Below are 20,456 nucleotides of genomic sequence, written 5' to 3'. Positions count from 1 at the left end.
ATTTTTCTGTTTTTACAGTGTTCGTTTTCGGACGTTTTGCTGAACGGATGTGGTACAGAAGGTATACTCTTTTAATCAAGTGCTTTCCACCTTAGCCTTACTACTCTGTTCTCAGGCTTTTCACCGGATTTTCTGAAGAAGCTTTATATGTATTCGACAAAACAGTTACCAAACCGATAACTAACAGAAACAAGAAACATAGAAATACACTTCCTATTCCAAATTCTATCCTTGTCGGAAAGTTTTGCAGAAAGAATTTACACAGCAAATAGCCAAAGGGCATTGCTATAGCTCCTGAAATTAAAAGGAGTTTAACGAAGCCTTTTGAAAGATGCGACATCAGTTGATTCACCGTAGCACCTATTACTTTTCGTATACTGATCTCTTTTCTTCGTGTTTCAACTGTATAAATTACCAAACCCAATAAACCGAGAGAAGCTATTGAAACTGCCATAAAAGCCAGATATCCTAATAAAGATATGGTTGCAGACTGGTTAGTAGCATCTTCAAGGTATTTGTCAAACCATGAATAAGTGAATGTTTGGTGCTGTGTCTGTTTGTCCCAGACGGATTTAAGTTGACTGACAAATTTCTCTTTATTCTTTGTATTCACGCTCAAGGTAAGATATTTAGCTTCAGAAGGATTATTTATCAGCGCCATGGGACGAATATTTATACCGGGATTCCTGTAATAAAAATCCTTTACTACTCCTGTAATTATTGCCTGCAGCGTATCGCTTATCCAAACTGATTTATTTAAAGCATCAGCGGCATTTTTAAAACCCATTGCAGAAACTGCTTTTTCATTTATCAGCAAGTATTTACCCTGATTCTCGGCTGTAGTTAGTGGTAAACTTTCTCCGGCTTTCAGCCTTAATCCCATTACAGTAACTATATTCTGATCAACGAAATAATACGCAAGGTCTAATCGCCGGTTCTGATCTTTATCGTATAAAACAGATACATCGCCGGTTGGCCGCTTTCCGAAATTATCGGATATTGCTGCGATGTTTTCTACACCGGCTATCTGCGAAAATTCATTCGTTATAATTTCAGGTTTTGTACCGTTAAGGGAAATAGTAAGCAGATCTTCTTTCTTAAATCCATAATCAGCTTCACCTAAATAAGTAAACTGACGATAAAAGGTGGAAAGAAAAATGATTATTACAAGCGATAGTGTAAACTGAAAAACAATAAGGCTTTTTTGCAGTGAGATATTTCCAAAAAGCTTTTCGGTGGAAATGCTTTTTAAAACTTTAACCGGTTTAAAAGATGATAAAATCCAGGCAGGAAAAGCTCCGGCAAAGATTCCGGTAAGAATGGTAAAAAGAATAAAAATAACCCGTATCGAATTATCCAGGCTTATATTCGGAATCATCTCGTATTCATCATTAAATGGTTTATACCGAAGTATCAATACGAATAAAACAGAAGCAACCGCAAGGGCAAACAGGGCAACAAGCACCGATTCAAGGATGTACTGTGTAAAGATTTGCGATCTTACCGCTCCAGAAACTTTTCTGATTCCTACTTCTTTTGCCCGGGTTAAGGCACGGGCGATGGTAAGATTTGTATAATTAAAACAAGCTGCTAATAAAATTATTAAAGCAACTCCCGCTTCCACATACACTTTCATCCAACTTGTTCCGTTGCCTAAGCCATTATAAACATCGCTTGAGCCGGGAGTGATGGCACTCAATGGTTCAGCAGTAAAATTAAATTGTCCGTCTTTTGATAATTTGTTAATATCTGCAGATATTCCTTTCAACACCCTCGCCAATGAATTTTTCGAAGCTCCTTTATCCAGCAGGACATATGTATAAGCCTTTTCGAAAGAATCCCAGCTTTCCAGCATAGGAGGCAATTTCCCCTGCTTTTCCAACAGTGGAATAGCAGAAGACGAAACATATACATCAAAATCCAGGTGAGATTTTCCCGGAAAATCATTCAGTATACCTGTTACCTTAAAAACACCAAGGTTTCCTGCATTTAACAACTCTCCCATTGCCGGTTTATTCCCAAAGAAACGCTCGGAGGTTGCTTTACTCAATACAATGCTATTGGGTTCAGAAAGGGCTGTTAACTCACTTCCCTGTTTAAGTGTAAATCCAAATACATCAAAAAAAGCAGGTTCTGTAAAAGCGCCACGGATATTTAATTCTTTTGTTTCAGTTGATGCTTTTTCGTTAAAAGCAGGATAAATCCTTACAATCTTTTCAACTCCGCTACTTTGCTGCAAAAGGCGCTGTTGCAAGGGCAGTGGCGTACTTGCAAGTTTCCACTGATCGCCCTGCTTGTTAGAGATTTCGGAAATAATACGAAAAGTACGATCAGGATGGGGATGAAAGCGATCGTAACTGAACGCATCTTTCATTCGCAGCATTACCAGCATACAAATTGATAAGCTTAATGCCAGACCAAAAATATTGATAAAGGAAAACAGACGATTCTTATATAAACTCCGCCAGGCGATTTTAAGGTAGTTTTTTAACATAACAATGAGTTGTAGGTTGCAGGTTATAAGTTGTAGGTATGCGTCTATATAATTATTGTTTCTGATTTACTTTCCGGTTGATTTTCTTTAATCCTTTTTAAATATAAAAATGACGCCAAAGGCAATGCAAAAGCGGACCATATTAATACAATACTATTTTCAAGCGGACTAAAACGCTCTCCCGCTTTTAAAATGAGGAACTGGTTTCCTATCGGTCCCTGAGAAAAAATTACAGTAGTTAACATATTCCAGCCAAAATGCAATCCAACCGGCAGATATAATGAATTTGTTTTTGTATAAGCAAGTGCGAATACAAATCCCATAAGTGTGGTAGCTGCAACAAGATAAATTACAGGCACCCAACCGGAAACGCTCATTGAAAACAAATGATAAACACCAAAGCAAATAGCAGATAACAAACAAGCTCTCTTTTCTCCCAGTTTTTTTATCGCAATATAAAGTAAGGCTCCTCTAAAAATTAACTCTTCATATAAAACGGAATGCAGCGTCCACCAAGCTGCTGAAAAAAAGCTTTTCCATGTAAAGCCTGAATTAAGGTGCCAGGTGCTGCCTGAAAAAACAGTTTGCAGAAAATAATTAAATGCACAAAGAAAGGAAGCTATAAGAAAGCCGGTAAACAGATTCATCATTCTTGTTTTAGTAGGTTTTATTCCTAATACACTTAAATTTTTCTTTTCAAAAAACCAAAGCGCTAACCAGGAAAGTATCAATTCTACTACTAAATCCATTTTTTAATATTTTATCACTTTGGGAAAGTTTAAAACTTTCTAAAAGCGTTACTCGGTTCTTAAGCTTTTTACCGGATTTGCAATTGCCGCTTTTATTGCCTGGAAACTGATAGTTAAAAAAGCGATCAGTAAAGCCACTATCCATGCAGTTAATACTATCCAGATAGTAAAAGGAGCTTTATAAGCAAAATTTTCAAGCCACTTATTAATAAAATACCAGGCAAGAGGAGAAGCTACCACGAAAGAAATAATGACAAGTTTTAAAAAATCTTTAGATAAAAGTGATACAATTCCTGCTGCACTTGCCCCAAGCACTTTTCTGATGCCGATCTCTTTTGTCCGTTGTTCTACACTGAAAGTAGTAAGACCAAAGAGCCCCAGACAGGAAATAAAAATGGCCACAATAGTAAAGTACTTGATAATAGCGGCCAAACGCTCTTCGGCAACATAATTTTTCTGAAAATCCTGATCCAGGAAACTATATTCAAAAGGTTCGGTAGGATTCAATTTTGCCCAGATTGCACTAACACTGTTTACCGCAGCTTTAATATTACTGCCTTGCGCATAAGCAATAATATAATTATAACTCTGTCTTCTGTCTAAAAGAAAACCGTAAGATTCTATACTGGAATGCAGATCTTTAAAATGAAAGTCATTTACCACTCCAATTATGTTGAATAATACTTTCTCTGATCCAAAGTCTGCTACAATATTTTTCCCAATAGCGTCTGAGGGAGATTTAAATCCAAATTCTTTGATTGCATGGGCATTTAAAACAATTCTGTCAAGGGTATCTGCAGGAAAATTTTCAGAAAATACTCTGCCTGCAACAGGTTTTATTCTTAAGGTTTGCAGAAATGTATTGTCAACCCTGTTCATATATACATCCTTATTCTGAGCAGCTGTATTACCTTGCTTGTATAAAAGCCAGTCCATTGTATTTGCCAAGCCCGGGTAAAACCTGGAGGCTCCAACGGATGCAATAGCTGAACTGGTTAAAAGCTCCTGTTTAAAGGAAGTGTACATATTTTTGGCATTTGACGTGCGTAAGGGAATAACGATCTGCTGATCTTTTTGAAAGCCAAGATCTTTATTCCGCAAAAACCGCATTTGGTTGCCAATGGTTACCGAAGCAACAATTAGTGCTACAGAAATTACAAACTGAAACACCACCAATACTTTACGAAAAGAAATAGCTGCCAGCGAGTTGGAAAATTTCCCCTTAAGCACTTTTATAGGTTTAAAAGCAGATAAATAAAATGCGGGATAAATACCTGCCAGCAAACCGGCCAATAAGGAGATAAGTAAAAATACGGATATGAAAGATAGGTATTGGCGGCTTGAGAATAAAAACTCTTTTGCTGAAACTTCCTCAAATACAGGAATTAAAAGTGCTGTAAACACCAGCGATATCATCAATGAAATAAGTGACAGTAAAATTGCTTCCCAGAGAAATTGTCTTATCAACGAAGATTTTTCTGCTCCTAATACTTTTCGAACTCCGATTTCTATGGCGCGTTTTGAAGAACGTGCTGTAGAAAGATTCATAAAATTTACACAAGCTATCAATAGGGTAACCAAAGCGATAGATAGGAGAATATATAAATAATTCAGGTTGCCGCCGGGAGTAACATTTCCTTCTGTTGCATGTAAATGAATGTCTCTTACCAGAGTAAGAAACTGCTTTCGATTACGACCGGAAGCTTTTAAATCCTCCCCGGCATATTTTTTAATAAAACCATCGAACTTTGCTTCCAGCTTTTTTGGGTCTGCACCGGGTTTTAATAATAAATAAGAAAAGAACATGTTGTTATTTACCATACCGGTAAGGCTGTTTACCCATTGCCCTAATTCCCCACCCTGCATAGACATTATAAAACGTGCATCAATATGAGAAGGTGTTTTAGAAGGCATGAAAACACCGGTTACTTTAAAGTCGAATTCACCATTTGTTGTACTGTTTATGTGAAGTGTTTTATTTAAAGCAGGTTCTTTACCAAATATCTTCCTGGCAATCTCCTCACTCAGCACAACAGAATTGGGATTATTTAATGCTGTTTCCGGATCTCCCTCCTTAAAAGAATAAGTAAACAAACTGAAATAGGTGGAATCAGCAAAAAATCCCTTTGTCTCATAAAATGATCTTACATCTTTTCCTGACTGATACTGCAGTAAGGTTTTATCATCCTGAAAAGCCTGAGCTATCCTTGTAACGGCTTCAATTTCCGGGAACTCCTGTTTCATTGCCGTGGCCATAGGTGCCGGCGTATGTGCGGAACGGCTCTCTTCTCCATTCATTACGCTATAAGTACCTAACTGATACAGACGATCTCCCTTCTTTTGATGAACATCATAGCTAAATTCATGATAGATATACATTGAAATCAGCATGCAGCATACCAGCCCAACTGATAAACTTAAAATATTAATGAAAGAAAAAAGCTTGTTCTTCCTCACATTGCGCCAGGCGATTTTTATATAGTTCTTTATCATAACAATGATTTGTAAGTTGCAGACTATAAGTTATAAGCATCAGCCCCTTCAATTACTCCGTTCTCAAATTCTTTACAGGATTTGCCACTGCAGCTTTTATCGCCTGGAAGCAAATGGTAAAAAAAGCAATTGATAGTGCAGTAATTGCACAGAAAGGAATTATCCACCAACTGATATTAATGCGATATACAAAGTTCTCGAGCCATTCATTCATAAAATACAAGGCAACAGGAGAAGCAATTATCAAAGCAATCAGAATCAGTTTCATAAAGTCTTTCGTGAGTAAAAGAACCACTCCCTGAACCGTTGCTCCTAGTACTTTCCTGATACTGATCTCTTTAGTCCGTTGCTGAGCACTATAAGTTGCAAGACCGAAAAGTCCCATACAACCTACAAAAATTGCTAATGCTGTAAAAATCAGCAGAAGTTTGCTCATCTTCTCTTCAGCCTGATACATCTCTTCAAAATTTTCATCCAGAAATTTGAAGTCGAGAGGATAATCCGGAGAAAACTTATTCCATGTATCATCAATAAAAGAGATTGTTTGCTGCAAATGTGCGGGGCGAATTTTAACGGCAATTTTTGCTGTTTCCTGCGGATAAATCTGCAGTACAGATGCGGCTACTTTTTCGTGCAAACTTTTATAATGAAAATCTTTTACTACCCCAATAATTCTTCCTTCTTTTATCGGCTTAATAGAATCCGGTTCCCACTTTTTCCATTTCAATGGTTTTCCTAAGGCTTTTTCTGCCGTTTCATACCCCATTTCCCTTTGAGCAGTCTCATTTATGATAAAGGCGTCCTCGACATCAGAGGTAATATCTTTGGAAAAATCTCTGCCAGCAATAAGTTTTAACCCAAGTGTTTTAATATAATCCGGGTCTGCAATAAAAAGACTTACAGGCATTTGTTTATCACCCTCTTTTCCGGGCACAATAACTTCATCACCTGCAAACTGATCTCCTGGTAAGCCGTATCCGGCGGTAACAGAAATTATATTTGGAGATCTCTTTAATTCATTTTTGAACTCCTGAATCCGACTTTCAATATCTCCCCGAACAGGAAAGAATAAAACCTGTTCTTTATTAAATCCAAGATCCTTTTCATTTAAATAATTCATCTGCCTGTACACTATAGTAGTACATATAATTAATATTGCAGACAAAGCAAACTGAATAATAACAAGCCCTTGCCTTAACCAGGAAACGTTACTTCCGGTATCTGTAAGTTTCATGCCTTTTAATACTTTTATAGGCTTAAAACCTGATAAAACTATTGCCGGATATATGCCTGCTAAAATTCCTGTAGCTACTCCTGCAGCAATTAATAATATGGCCAATTCAGGATGAGTAAGAGGATTAAAGGAAATATTTTTGCCTGTAAAGCTATTCAGCAGAGGTAAAAACAAAAGGGTAATCATAACAGATAGTACCATTGAAATGGTTGAAATAAGAATGGATTCGCCCGTAAATTGAATTACAAGCTGTTTCCGTTCTGCACCTACTACTTTTCTCACCCCAATTTCCCGAGCTCTCCTTAATGAACTTGCTGTCGCCAGGTTTACAAAGTTGAAGCATGCAATAACCAAAACAAACAGCGCTATAAAGCTCAATACTTTTACATAGGTAAGATTACCTCTTTTGGCATTGTCAAAAGTAAAATCAGCTGATTTTAAATGAACCTCTTTTAAGGGCTGCAAAAAGGGCACATAGCTGCTTCCTGACTTTGCAGCTATCTCATGGGTTTCCTTTTTTATTGCATCAGAAAATTTTCTTTCCAATAATTCTGCATTTGCACCCGGTTTTAATTTTATGTAGGTGTAAAATTGCTGCCAGGATAAACTTTCCATTCGCTCTTTTGGAAGATGCAAAGACTCAAGTGACATTAAAAAGTCGAAATTGAGATGAAAATGCTCGGGCGGATTTTCAATTACGCCTTTTACAGTAAAGTTTTCATTATCGATTTTTATTACTTTATTAAGGGCATTTTGCGAACCAAAATATTTTTTAGCCAGACTTTCGGTTACAACTATTGTATTGGGTTCACTCAGTGAGTTTTTTGCTTGTCCGCTTAAAAATTCAAGTGGGAAAATATCGAAGAAGTTTCCTTCAGTAATAAGCCATTTTTCTTCGTATCCTTTTTTATCCCCTAAATCAAAAAACATCTTACCGGACGCCATTAATATCCGGTTGGTAGTTTCAACTTCAGGAAAATGTTCTTTTATATAGGTGGCAAATCTGGGAGGTACACTTGCCATATGAGTTGTACTTATATTATCTGTTCGGGCATTATAAATGCGATAGACCAGATCACCTTCTTTTACGAATTTATCGAATTTCAACTCGTCCTGCACGAAGGCTACAATTAAAAGGCATACAGAAAGCCCCAATGTTAAGCCGGCAATAGTAATAAAAGAGAAACCTTTGTGCCTGGTAATGTTTCTAAAAGCTATTTTGAAAAAAATTTTTAACATACGCCCTCCTAATCCCGAAAAGGGATTTTATTTTTATTCGTTTTTAACCTGGTGTTATTCCGTTCTTAAACTTTTTACCGGATTTGCAATTGCCGCTTTTATTGATTGAAAACTGATAGTAAGCAACGCAATCAGTATAGCTGCAACACCTGCTACAATGAATATCCACCAGCTGATTCCTATTCTATATTGGTATCCCTGCAACCAGTTGTGCATCATCCACCAGGCAGCCGGAAAAGCAACAAGACAGGAAATTGCAACCAGCTGTAAGAAATCTTTTGACAACAGCTTTGTAATACCTAATACGCTGGCACCTAATACTTTTCTTATACCTATCTCTTTTGTTCTGCGTTCGGCAGTGTATGCGGCTAATCCAAACAAGCCTAAACATGATATAATAATTGCCAGGGCAGTAAATACTCTTGATAATTTACTGATAAGCATTTCACTTAAAAACATTTTATTAAACTGATCATCCACAAACTGATAAGTAAAAGGATAGGCAGGATTAGCTTTCTTTAAAACATCCTGTATTTGTGCTAAAGCCGTTTCAACATTTGTTTGCTGTTTAAGACGGATGTACATTGTATTTGTATTTACCGGGGCAGTGCATGTAAACACTACAGGATCGGGTTTGCCATACATGTTTCCATATACATAATCATTTACCACACCAACCACAGTGAGTATCGTTCCGCTGGTATCACCTTCATTCCAGAGTGTTTTACCCAAGGCACTTTCTTTACCCATAAGCTTTTCAAGCGATTGCGTTATGATTACATTCAGCTTTTTTGAATTGGTAGAATCGGTTTGCATAAAGTCGCGGCCTTTCAGCAACTTGAGTTGAGAGGTGTTAATAAACTCAGGTGTTACGTTGCGGCCAGAAATCAATATTTGTGCCCCGGGTGCTTTTCCCTGCCATGTTAAACTGTTCGTATTATTGCCTCCATATAAGGTATTATGATCAGAAAGGGCTATACTCTCAACTACACCTGTATTTAAAAGCTCCTGCTTTACTGAGGGATAATTTTTTGCCGCATTACCAACAACGGCTGTTTGAAGAAGATTATTTTTATTAAAACCAAGGCTTCTGTTCTTTACATGCTGTATTTGCTGATAAATAATAATGGTGCTGATAATAAGAACTATTGAAATTGTGAATTGTAATATCACCAAACCCTTCCTTATAAAGTTTGCACTTCCGGTTTTTAATTTCAATCCCTTTAAAACAAATACCGGATTAAAGGCTGATAAATATAAAGACGGGTAACTGCCCGCTACCAAACCGCAGACCAATGCAATAAGCAACAAGACAGTTATATGAAGCGGATTATTTAAACCTATTGACAGATTTTTTTCAACCAATACATTAAATGCCGGCAATGCAAGCAATATAATAGCAACAGCGCAAAGAGCTGATAATAAAGCCATAAACACAGCTTCTCCAATAAATTGAAAAATAAGACTTTGTTTTTCTGCACCCAGTACTTTTCGTACCCCTACTTCTTTTGCACGTTTTTCACTTCTTGCTGTAGCCAGGTTCATAAAGTTGATACAGGCAATCAATAAAATGATCCACGCAATAGTGGTAAATAATCGAATGTATTCAATTTGCCCGCCGCCAGTCTGAACCCCGTTATCAAACTCGTCTCTCAAATGCCAGTCGTTCATGCTCCATAGAAATGGCCGGGCAATTGACTGAGGTTCTCTTTTTTGAATAAAATTATATAATAATTTATCTACAGTTGCCGGATCAACACCCTGTTTTAATTCAACAAAGGTTGATAAACAATTATTTCCCCAGTTATGAGCCCAGGGACTTTGGTCAAACCATATCTGAAAAGGCGCTACCCACTCGAATTTCAGGGATGAGTTTTCAGGAATATCTTTTACAACTCCTGCTATTACATAATCCTGTTTATTATCGACCCGTACTTTCTTACCGATTACATCTTTCTCGTTGCCAAAAAACTTCTTTGCTGTTTTTTCGGTAATAACCATTGAATACAGCTGCGTAAATGCTGTTTTGGCATTTCCCTGTACAAACGGAAGCGTAAACATGTTAAATAAAGAAGGCTCAGCATAACTGCCACTTGCATACATCGATTTATCACCAATTGTAATTAACTTATCCTCGTTGTTTTGGCTCATACGGCAGGTGTTGGCGATACCAGGAATTTCAGCTTGAATGGCAGGTCCTAATATGCCTGGGGTAGAGCCAAAGGTTGCAACATAGGTATCATACTTTTGATTTTCGCGGACATAATAGATCTGATCCTTTTTCACATTGTACTGATCGAAGTTTATTTCATCTTCTACCCATAAAAAGATTAATCCGGCGCAGGCGATGCCAATGGCTAAGCCAAAAATATTGAGGAAGCTGTATATCTTATTCCTCATAATATTTCGCACTGTTGCTTTATAATAATTTCTGAACATGGCTTAAGAATTACAGATTATTTACAGTTTTCTTTTTAGTCTTTTGCGGTATGGGGAGTTATAGTTAGGTTGGCAAAACTGCCACCTGAATTATTGCCAGCCCAAAATGCTATTTGTCCTTTTTCAGTATTACTTATCTTTTCAACCTGCAAACTTGGTGTTTGTGAATTATTTACGAATGCTGAAATTTTTCTTCCATCCACAATAATTTTTACATGAAACCATCCATCAGGATCGGGTACAGGATGAACCTTGTTTTCATATTTTCCGGGGAATTCGGTTCTGAGTTTTTCCCAATCATTTTCGGGCATCGAGATATATTGTACAGAATGTGACGCCCTGCTACTGTCGGGACTTGAAAAATTAAAAGGTCTGAAATAAACGGCATCGTATTGATTTTCATCCATCACATGAAATGCAACTCCCACAAAACTTTGCTGCATTGCATTTTTGCCTTTTACGTCAAACTCAATTGTACCATTTGAAAACAACACATCTTTCAGAATCATCAATCCTGCATCCGGTACTTCGTTAAAACGAACAGCTTTTTTACCATCTTCATTTACTGCTTCAACCGAGCGATTAACTAGAGTCCACTTGCTTAAATCCTTTAGATCAGGATTAAGGGTCTGAGCCTTAGATTGTAAAACACTTCCGATCAGAAAAATGGCACATAAAATCCTTTTCATTAGTTTATTGATGTTTAATTACCATGTTGATTATTTTGCTCCATTGTTTATGAAGATACACTTCCAACTTTTCCTATTCCGTCCTCAAACTCTTTATTGGATTTGCTATTGCAGCTTTTATCGCCTGGAAACTGATAGTTACTAAAGCAATCAGTAAAGCGAGTAAGCCGGCCAGAGCAAACATCCACCAGGTGATATCAGTTCGATATGCAAAATTTTGCATCCACTTATTCATCGCAAAAAAAGCGACAGGGACAGCAATAATTATGGCTATGCTAATAAGTTTTACAAAATCCCGTGAAAGCATTGTGGTTATATTTTCAACTGTTGCACCCAGTACTTTTCTAATACCAATTTCTTTTGCCCGCTGCTCAGTTGTAAAGGCAGCTAGTCCAAATAAACCGAGTGAAGAGATGAGCACTGCAATAATGGCAAACACAAAAATCAGGAAAGACGTCCGCTGATCTTCCTTGTATAGCTCATTAAAGTTATCGTCTAAAAAATTGTATTCAACGGGGTGGCCGGGCAATTGCTTTTTCCAGATACTTTGTATAAAATCAATAGCTCGCTTTGATTTGCCAGGCACAGTCCGGACCATAAAGAAACGAAACCATTGCGGATCATTAAAGGCAACAAGCGGCCCTGTTTTATTATGCAGACTTTGATAAGTAAAATCTTTTACAACACCTATAATCTGGCCTGTTCTTCCTTTAAAAGTAAATCGTTGCCCGATAACTGGCTTTGGAATATTTAACTGTGCTACAGCAGATTCATTCAATACTACATTATTTCCATCTGCCTGATTCCCTTGCTCAAACCAACGCCCCTCTTTCATTTGAAGCTGCATGATTTTTTGAAAATCAGCATCAGCAGAAAGCTGTGTTATTTTGGGATTAAAGGTTGTATCATGCCCATTCCAGTCAGCACTACCGGTAGAAATACTACCAATATTTACGATAGGCTGATTAGTAGTACTTACACTTTTTATACTACTATGTGAAAGTAACTGCTGCTTGATAGATTGAATCAGGGATTCTTTCTTGTCATTACCAATATTCAGTGGTAACGGAAATGATAAAACTTGTGACCTGTTGTAACCAGGGTTTGTTTGTTGTATAAACTTCATCTGGCAGTATATTACAATAGTACAGGCAATTAGCGCAACAGAAATAGTGAATTGTACTATAGTTAAGCCTTTTCTGAAAGCACTGTCTTTTACTTTCAAAATAGTAGTGCCTCTAAACACATTTAAGGGCTTAAAAGAGGATAGCAATAGCGCCGGATAAATGCTGCATAATAACAGTGCAGTAAACAGTGTAATACCGATCACCTGCCACATATTAATGGAAGTAAGGGTTACAACAAAGCTTTTACCAGTAATGATATTGAACCATGGCAAACATACCTTAATTAGTACCAGTGTTGTAATTAATGCGATAATACTGATAAATAAAGACTCCGAAATAAACTGATAAAAAAGATGAATTCTTTTTGCACCCACCATTTTTCTTACACTTACTTCTTTTGAACGAAGGCTTGCCTTTGCAGTAGTAAGGTTTACATAATTAATGCAGGCAACTAAGAGCAGTAAAAATGCTAATAGTGAAAATATATAAACAGTGTTACGATTGCCATGTACAAATGAGGATGACTGCAAATCGTTTTCAAAATGCATATCCTTTAAAGAGATCAGGCTGATAGTAGTCCCCTGATTATCGGGCAAAATAGCGGTAACCTTTTTTGCTGTAACCGCCGGATCCGAACCTTGCTTTAGCTTTACAAAAGTGAGATAGTTAAAATTACTCCAATTCTCATCATTCTCTCTACGTTGTTTATCTGTAAGTAAGGCTACCAAGGGCAGAAATACATTGTATTGAAAACTTGAATTTACAACAGGATTCTTTACAATTGCTTTAACCTGATAATTTATGCTATCAATACGAATTTCTTCTCCTACTGCACGGCGCTTACCAAAATATTTTTCAGCTGCAGAAACAGTCAGGATGATACTATTAGGATTTTGAGCAAAAGACTCCAGATTTCCCGCTACCACATCGTAATGAAATATATTAAACCAATCATCGTCAACATAGGCTGCTTTTTTCTCATAAGTAAAATTACCTGCCACTTTAAACACCGGCCAGTTTGATGTATACAGCCGCGATACTTTTTCAATTTCAGGTATTTGCTTTTTTACCGCATCTGCAAGCAGCAAAGGAGTAGTCTCCCATACCCAGTTATTCTCTTTGAGGCTCGTTTTCAGCCTGTATATTCTATCCTGATTTTGATGATTATTATCAAAGTTCATTTCATTCAGCACCCACAGCATTATCAAAACAGCAGCAGTAAGGCCTACAGATAAACCGGTAATATTTATTAAAGAAGTACCCCTGTTCTTAATGATACTGCGCCAAGCCGTTTTGAAATAGTTTCTCAGCATATTTAAAGTTTTAGGGAATATATGTTTTAAGTTTTATTACTTTTTGCAATGCTTTGAGTTGCAGGTTAACTTTATAATATCAGCTTCTGCTTAAACTTTTTGCTTTCACCTCTCTTTATTCCGATCTCAAACTCTTTACCGGATTGGCCAGCGCTGCCTTAACAGCCTGAAAACTTACCGTTAATAATGCAATTACCAGTGTAACTATCCCGGCTAAGGCAAACATCCACCACTTTATTTCGACCTGGTAAGCAAAGTCCTGCAACCATTTTTTCATTATATACCAGGCAATGGGCGATGCAATTAGAATAGCAGCAAGAATGATTTTTATAAAATCTTTAGATATAAGAGCAGTAATATTTGCAACTGAAGCCCCTAATACTTTACGGACTCCAATTTCTTTTACTCTTCGTTTTGCCGATAAAGTAATTAATCCCAGCATACCCATACATGCAATGGCAATGGTAAGCAGCGCAACGTAGTTTGTAATTTTTAAGATACCGGCTATAAAAATATATTGTTTATCAACCATGTCGTCCATAAACTTATAGCTGAAATCCCGCCTTGCCGGAATGTTTTTAAATTCATTTTTTAATTGGGAAATAACCTCCTGTATGTGCTTTTTATTTATACGAATGGCAAGCGAGTTAAAGCTTTCTAAATTGTCAGGCCTGTTGTAAAAATGAATCAGCGGGCCAATCGGAGTTTGCATATCGTCGTAATGAAAGTCTTTCATCACACCTATTACTGTGTAAATTTGGTTTCCGCCGCTTGATTTAATTTGTTTTCCTACAGCGTTTTTCCATCCGTAAGCCTGAACTGCTGTTTCGTTTAGGATGACCTTACTTCCCTCTGTTTTTTCCAGCTGATCGTCAAAATTCCTACCCCCGACAATGGGGATCTTGAATACCTCAACATAACCTTTTCCGGCAGAGGTTTGACGCATTCCGATTTTTTTCCCTGAGAAAACATCGCCAAACTCATTATAATTCTGATCGTAAGCAGTTGGAATATTATGTTCGGCAGAAACAGCTTCTACATAAGGATTATTTTTAAGAGAATTTAAAATAACTTCAAACTTCGCAGTAGCCGATTTAATATCTTTAAAAGCAAGATCAAGGTTTACGATAGTCACATTATCTTTTTCAAACCCTAAAGGCATTACTTTCATATACCCTATTTGTTTGTTCAAAATAATTGCAGAACAAATAAGGATGATCGCTAACGTAAACTGAGCCGTTAGAAGTAGTTTCCTCACTGCACCTCTGTCGCCTGTTTTACCAATATTTCCTTTAATAGCATCGGTTGTTTTTGCAGTTACTATATGTAAAACCGGGTAAACACCAATTGCAATAATAATTAAAGCGATAAAAATGAAACTGGCGACTATTACATAATCCGACTTTAAACTCAAAACCATCATTCCTAAGTTTTCGCCCAAAAGTGAATTAACCTGAGGAAGCAGGAAGTAGATAAACAATAAAAAAGCGGTGATAAGCGACCCGAAAATTATCATCCCGTTTTCCACGCAGAACTGAAAAATAATATGCCTTTTCTCAGAGCCGATAATTTGCCGTACAGCAACTTCTTTAGTTCGGCTTAACATGGAAGCCGCATTTAAATTCAGCAGATTAAAGGTTATAATCAGCAATATAAAAACCGAAGCAGCTATAGAACCGGCAACAATAGCTTTTACGTTAGTATTTCCTTCTTTTTTAAGTTCGCCGAAAGGTGTTGCGCTTACCCTTAAACCTTTACGATCTGACACATAAAACTTTTGTGCAATTTCATTTATTTTCTTATTCAGATTTTGAACGTTTGCTCCTTTTTTTAATACCAGATAACCTTCAGCAAGTACGTTGTACCAGTTATACATTCCTTCGAAACTGGCTTTATCTTTAGCTCTTAAATAATCTGTAAGAAATAGCACCTCTACTTTAACCGAAGAATTTGAAGGAATAGCAGCTAATACTCCGCCTACCGTTACCGGGATAGAATCATCGGCAAGTATTGTTTTTCCTAATGCCGGTTTATTACCGAACAGTTGTTGCTTAACATTTTGAGAGATTACAATGGAAAACTTGTCCTTAAAGGCTGTCGCCGGATTTCCTTCGGCTAACGGAAACGAAAAAACCTTAAAAAAGTCTTCTTCTACATAACGTGTATCTTCTTGTACTTCTTTGCTTCCGTATTTTAACCATGGTACATCTCCCCACTGCAAATGCGTTCCTGCTTCAATTTCCGGACATGTTTTCTTGATCTCGTCGAGTAAGGGAAAAGTGGTCATGGCGGAACCATTTTTATCATCAGCACCAAAACTTTTTAAATAATACATCCGGCTTTTGTTCGTCTGTATATCATCGGTGGTATAATACTTGTAAAGCAATAAGCCTAAAGTCATTACACTTGCCAGGCCCAAGGTTAAGCCTGTTAAATTTATCAGTGCAAAGCCTTTGCGTTTTGTCAAGCTTCTAAATGCAGTTTTAAAATAGTTTTTAAACATGATAAGTGTAAGTTGCAGTTATAGGTTATGTTCCGAGCTCTTTCAGAAGCCTCTTTTCTTATCAATATCAAATCCGTGCCATTGGAAAATGGTTCTGAATATCAGCAAGTTATACTATCGCTAATTTTTACATGTTCGTTTTCGAACAGTTTTTGTTCACATGCGTACAGACATTATTATTGTTTACTTCCGGGTGGAATTTGTTCTATACTGTATATCAAATTTCCCCGCCGTGTGCTTACCTTTTATATAAATTTTGTAAGATGAACCTGTTGAATTGTTAAGAATAATAGAATCGGAGGCAAAATCACTGATTGTTTTATTTAAGATACGCTCAGAAGGAGACTTTTTTTCATTTCCAACTCTCCTTTTTCTACTGTTACCGTATAAGTCAGAAATATTTGAGGACCCTTTTCAGGGGCTACTACGTCAAAAGATTGCGTCCCATTCAGGTCTTTAAATTCGGCCCTGATAATTCCTGGAATATCGGTCCCATTCCAGTATTTAGAAGAGCTGCAGGAACAATACAGGAAAATCAGTACAATCAGGAGAAAAGGTCTCACCTTAATTCTTTTAAAAATGTTCTTTCTTATTTAAAATTCCTGCTGTTGAACCTACTGCACAGTAAGACTAACATTTCCACCGGAAACATTTACTTCTACCGGAGTTCCGCCGCCGTTTAACTCACCGTCTATACGGTCTTCCTCTTTTGATCCTTTGAAATTGCTGAGGCCGCTGGCAGACACTTTGTTTCCCTTTAAACTTAAATCCATTCCTTTTCCTCCCGGAATCTGAAGATCAACATGCCCGCCTCCTGAATGTATTTTAACATATTTTCCCAACTGTGCCAGTTGTACGTGGACACTTCCCGATGCAGTTGATGTTTCGAGACTGCAGGCCAGATTGCTCAGATTCATGCTTCCGCCGGAAGTTCCTGTTATCAGCTCTCCCTTAATATTGTCTGCTTTTACACTTCCGCCACTTGTTGTTGCATGAATACTTCCGTTTAAATCTTCCAGATTGAGAGAGCCTCCCGCAGTTTTCAATTTGATGGTACCTCCGCAGTTGCTGGCCCTGATGCTTCCACCACTTGTTTCCAGGTTAATGTTATCCCGAGAGTCGGATACATGAATACTTCCGCCCGAAGTTTTTCCGCTAATATCTCCTGTCACTTTCTCTACATGAAGGCTGCCACCACTGGTTTTAAAACTTTGCTGTCCTGATAAATTGCTTAAATGAATACTTCCGCCGCTGGTGTTCAAATCTGTAGAAACCGATTTAGGCACAAATACTTTAAAAGAAATACTCAATCCTCTTTTCCAGTTAATATTGTTGCCTTTCGGTTTCGCTATTGCGGAAAGTTTCTGGTTATCTACAGAAATATCCAGATTATAATCAGATAAACGTTCTTTAATTTCTTGCTGGCTAAGCCTTTTTCCGTTTCCGTTATTTGCTTGCACATAAACCTCTACCTTTGCCTTCCCTTCGTTGCCGCCGTTCACTTCAATACTTCCGCCTGATGTTTTTACCACTACATTTTTAATTGTTTCCTTATCAAATGTTTTGGTAAGAAAAGGTTCTTTCTCCTGTGCCTGAACCTGTAAAAAAACCGGCATAGAAGCCATCATCAGTAAAATTTTTAAGCCTTTCATGATTTTAATATTTGATATTTAAGGGGTTAGGTTTATAATAGACGGCATACAGGGTACAGACGTTGCATATATAATTATTATTCCGTTCTTAAACTCTTTACCGGGTTAGCTATTGCAGCCTTCATTGCCTGAAAACTAATGGTTAAAACTGCTACCAAAACAGCTAATATTCCCGCTATTGCAAAAGTCCACCAGTGTATGGGTATTTTGTAAGCAAAATCCTGCAGCCACTTATTCATTCCCCACCAGGCAATTGGCACCGCTATAACAAAAGCCATACACACTAACCATACAAAATCTTTTGTTACCAAAACCAGCACATTTTTAATAGAAGCACCCAATACTTTTCGTATTCCAATCTCTTTAGTCCGCTGCTCAATAGTGAATGCAGCTAATCCAAATAATCCCAGGCAGGCAATTACTATTGCCAGGGATGCGAACAAAAGAAATAAATTCCTTTTTTGATTATCATCCTGATACTGGCTGGCAAAATTTTCATCTAAAAAATACGTCTCAAAAGGATTATAATTATCGAATTCCCGGTAGGTTTTTTGCACATAAGCAAGACTTTTCCTGATATTTTCGGGCCTTAATTTTATGTACAGATTATCCGACTGCTCGGGCGGAGCGAGGTAAAACAATAAGGGTTCAATGTTTTTATGTAATGATTCTACATGAAAATCTTTTACCACCCCGATCACTTTTGCTTCTTTTGTACTCCCATTATCATCTGTAAAATACCATATTCTTTTTCCTAAAGGATTTTTCCAACCACGCTTTTTTACCAGGGTTTCATTTACAATAAGGCTTTGAGCAGAATCAGAAGGGATCGCAGCAGAAAAGTTACGGCCTTCTTTTAAACTTATGCCCATCATCTTAAAATAAGCCGGATCTATACCCAACTGCTGAGAAATATTAGTATAGGATGGTCTTTGCCCATCCGTTTCAAAAAAGAACCCTCCTGTTGAAATCCAACCATCTTTTCCTAATGGGTTAGTAGTAACGGTTGTTGCCAAAATTCCGGGATACGAACTAAGCTTACTTTTAAAAGCGGCAAGATTCTTAATCCGCAGGTCGTTACCCGGAATTCGTATTCCTAATACCTGATCTTTATTAAAACCAAGATCTTTATTCAAAGCATAATTTAGCTGCTGCCATACAATTACAGTAAAAGCTATCAGCGCAATTGAAATTGTAAACTGCACAACAACCAGCGATTTTCGGAAAAAGGCAGTTGAAGGGCTTTTAGCCGTTACTCCCTTTAAAATCGTAGCAGGCCGAAACCCGGAAAGATAAACTGCCGGATAAATTCCGCTTAAAATACCTACAATTAAAGCAAATCCAATTATTACACCAGCGATGAAGTGCCAGTTATAATTCCATAAGGAAATCTGTTCGCCCCCAATTTTTGTTAAAAACGGAGTAATAAGCTGCAGGATCAGTAAACTAAATAAAGCAGCCAGTATTACCAGCAAAAATGATTCGGTAAAAAACTGCAGAATAATACGGCCTCTATCAGACCCTATTACTTTTCTTACACCAACTTCTTTAGCCCGCCGGGATGATTGAGCAGTGGCCAAGTTAATATAATTGATACAGGCAAGCAGTAAAATAATTGCACCAACAATAGAAAATATATACAGGTACTGAATATTACCGGTTGCACCTACCTCATTCGTTAAATGAGAGTGTAAATGAATGGAAGTTAGTGGCTGAAACGGTGATCGGTACGAGGAAACAGTGTCATTAAGTTCCTTCCCCATCAGTTTGCTGATCTTCTGTTCAAGCTGATGTACATCGGTGCCTTTTTTAAGCAGAACATAGGTATAGACATTCAACTGCTGTAATGATTTTAAATACTCTGCTTGTGTATCCAGTGCTCCCACTGCATTAAAAACAAGGTGGGAGTTTTGAGGAACATCCTTAATAATACCTGTTACTTTTTGTGGCGGCCTGTTGATATATTCCAGCGTTTTTCCATAAGCGCCGGCAGGATTTCCGAATATCTTTACCGCTGCACTTTCTGACAGGATCATTGAATTAGGCTCGCTTAAAGCAGACTTTGGATCGCCATATAAGAAGGTATAGTCAAAAATTTTGAAAAAACTATTTTCAGTAAAAATGGGAGAAAGTTCAACAGTATTTTCTCCCGATTTTACAAACTCAGTTCCTTCAGCAAAAAAACGTACGGTATTTTCTACTTCAGGAAAATTCTGTTTAAGTAAGGGAGCTACCGGGCCAGATGTGCTTGCTGCGTTTAAACTTCCTCCTGTCCATTTCCAGTCTGTTGTAACGCGATAAATGCGATCTGCTTTGCTATGAAATTTATCAAAACTTAACTCATTCAAGGCATACGCCACTATGGCCAGGCAGCAGGTTAAACCTACTGCAAGCCCGAATAAATTAATAAAAGAAGTAAGCTTGTATTTAAGCAAATTCCTTACTGCTATTTTAAGGTAGTTTTTTAGCATGGCATATTTATTACTACTTACTTACTATCAATCTCATACCAGAAACATATTAT

At 37.3% G+C, this 20,456-nt stretch carries 11 protein-coding genes; all 11 read right to left on the bottom strand.

Annotation, left to right across the window (positions count from 1 at the left end; genetic code table 11):
* Nucleotides 1–100: 100 nt before the first annotated feature.
* The 11 genes from ACLCDL_RS08025 to ACLCDL_RS07975 all read right to left on the bottom strand — a co-directional run bounded on the left by ACLCDL_RS08025 (nt 101) and on the right by ACLCDL_RS07975 (nt 20,403).
* The gene (locus ACLCDL_RS08025; RefSeq protein WP_423147765.1) at nt 101–2,494 is read right to left on the bottom strand and encodes an ABC transporter permease; all 2,394 of its coding nucleotides are present in this window, start codon (nt 2,492–2,494) and stop codon (nt 101–103) included.
* Nucleotides 2,495–2,538: 44 nt separating this feature from the next.
* Nucleotides 2,539–3,243, bottom strand: a complete 705-nt coding sequence (locus ACLCDL_RS08020; protein WP_423147764.1) for a CPBP family intramembrane glutamic endopeptidase — start codon at nt 3,241–3,243, stop codon at nt 2,539–2,541.
* A 48-nt stretch (nt 3,244–3,291) separates the two neighbouring features.
* Nucleotides 3,292–5,736, bottom strand: coding sequence for an ABC transporter permease (locus ACLCDL_RS08015; protein ID WP_423147763.1), 2,445 nt, complete (start codon nt 5,734–5,736; stop codon nt 3,292–3,294).
* A gap of 52 nt (nt 5,737–5,788) precedes the next feature.
* A complete protein-coding gene (locus ACLCDL_RS08010) occupies nt 5,789–8,209 on the bottom strand; it encodes an ABC transporter permease (protein WP_423147762.1) in 2,421 nt (806 codons plus the stop codon).
* A gap of 54 nt (nt 8,210–8,263) precedes the next feature.
* A complete protein-coding gene (locus tag ACLCDL_RS08005) occupies nt 8,264–10,609 on the bottom strand; it encodes an ABC transporter permease (protein ID WP_423147761.1) in 2,346 nt (781 codons plus the stop codon).
* Between the two features lie 74 nt (nt 10,610–10,683).
* Nucleotides 10,684–11,337 (bottom strand): 3-keto-alpha-glucoside-1,2-lyase-like domain-containing protein, encoded by a 654-nt coding sequence (locus ACLCDL_RS08000; RefSeq protein ID WP_423147760.1) that lies wholly within the window; start codon nt 11,335–11,337, stop codon nt 10,684–10,686.
* A 73-nt stretch (nt 11,338–11,410) separates the two neighbouring features.
* Nucleotides 11,411–13,777: an ABC transporter permease gene (locus ACLCDL_RS07995; protein ID WP_423147759.1), complete on the bottom strand. Its 2,367-nt coding sequence runs from the start codon at nt 13,775–13,777 to the stop codon at nt 11,411–11,413.
* A gap of 115 nt (nt 13,778–13,892) precedes the next feature.
* Nucleotides 13,893–16,244 (bottom strand): ABC transporter permease, encoded by a 2,352-nt coding sequence (locus ACLCDL_RS07990; RefSeq protein WP_423147758.1) that lies wholly within the window; start codon nt 16,242–16,244, stop codon nt 13,893–13,895.
* 359 nt (nt 16,245–16,603) lie between these two features.
* Nucleotides 16,604–16,843: a hypothetical protein gene (locus ACLCDL_RS07985; RefSeq protein WP_423147757.1), complete on the bottom strand. Its 240-nt coding sequence runs from the start codon at nt 16,841–16,843 to the stop codon at nt 16,604–16,606.
* A gap of 51 nt (nt 16,844–16,894) precedes the next feature.
* Nucleotides 16,895–17,932 carry a DUF4097 family beta strand repeat-containing protein gene (locus tag ACLCDL_RS07980; RefSeq protein WP_423147756.1) on the bottom strand — a complete coding sequence of 346 codons (1,038 nt, stop codon included), beginning with the start codon at nt 17,930–17,932 and terminating at the stop codon, nt 16,895–16,897.
* A 77-nt stretch (nt 17,933–18,009) separates the two neighbouring features.
* Nucleotides 18,010–20,403 (bottom strand): ABC transporter permease, encoded by a 2,394-nt coding sequence (locus ACLCDL_RS07975; protein WP_423147755.1) that lies wholly within the window; start codon nt 20,401–20,403, stop codon nt 18,010–18,012.
* Nucleotides 20,404–20,456: the final 53 nt, after the last annotated feature.

This window comes from Rubrilithobacter danxiaensis (genome assembly GCF_047272945.1).
Classification (GTDB): domain Bacteria; phylum Bacteroidota; class Bacteroidia; order Sphingobacteriales; family Sphingobacteriaceae; genus Rubrolithibacter; species Rubrolithibacter danxiaensis.
Note: the sequence above shows the minus strand (reverse complement) of the source record. Positions and strands in the feature narration are given on the sequence as shown.

Excerpts from the sequence above, each read along its gene's own strand:
- ACLCDL_RS08025 (WP_423147765.1), bottom strand. The coding sequence starts at position 2,494 with ATGTTAAAAAACTACCTTAAAATCGCCTGGCGGAGTTTATATAAGAAT.
- ACLCDL_RS07980 (WP_423147756.1), bottom strand. The coding sequence starts at position 17,932 with ATGAAAGGCTTAAAAATTTTACTGATGATGGCTTCTATGCCGGTTTTT.
- ACLCDL_RS08000 (WP_423147760.1), bottom strand. The coding sequence starts at position 11,337 with ATGAAAAGGATTTTATGTGCCATTTTTCTGATCGGAAGTGTTTTACAA.
- ACLCDL_RS08020 (WP_423147764.1), bottom strand. The coding sequence starts at position 3,243 with ATGGATTTAGTAGTAGAATTGATACTTTCCTGGTTAGCGCTTTGGTTT.
- ACLCDL_RS08005 (WP_423147761.1), bottom strand. The coding sequence starts at position 10,609 with ATGAGGAATAAGATATACAGCTTCCTCAATATTTTTGGCTTAGCCATT.
- ACLCDL_RS07975 (WP_423147755.1), bottom strand. The coding sequence starts at position 20,403 with ATGCTAAAAAACTACCTTAAAATAGCAGTAAGGAATTTGCTTAAATAC.
- ACLCDL_RS08010 (WP_423147762.1), bottom strand. The coding sequence starts at position 8,209 with ATGTTAAAAATTTTTTTCAAAATAGCTTTTAGAAACATTACCAGGCAC.
- ACLCDL_RS08015 (WP_423147763.1), bottom strand. The coding sequence starts at position 5,736 with ATGATAAAGAACTATATAAAAATCGCCTGGCGCAATGTGAGGAAGAAC.
- ACLCDL_RS07995 (WP_423147759.1), bottom strand. The coding sequence starts at position 13,777 with ATGCTGAGAAACTATTTCAAAACGGCTTGGCGCAGTATCATTAAGAAC.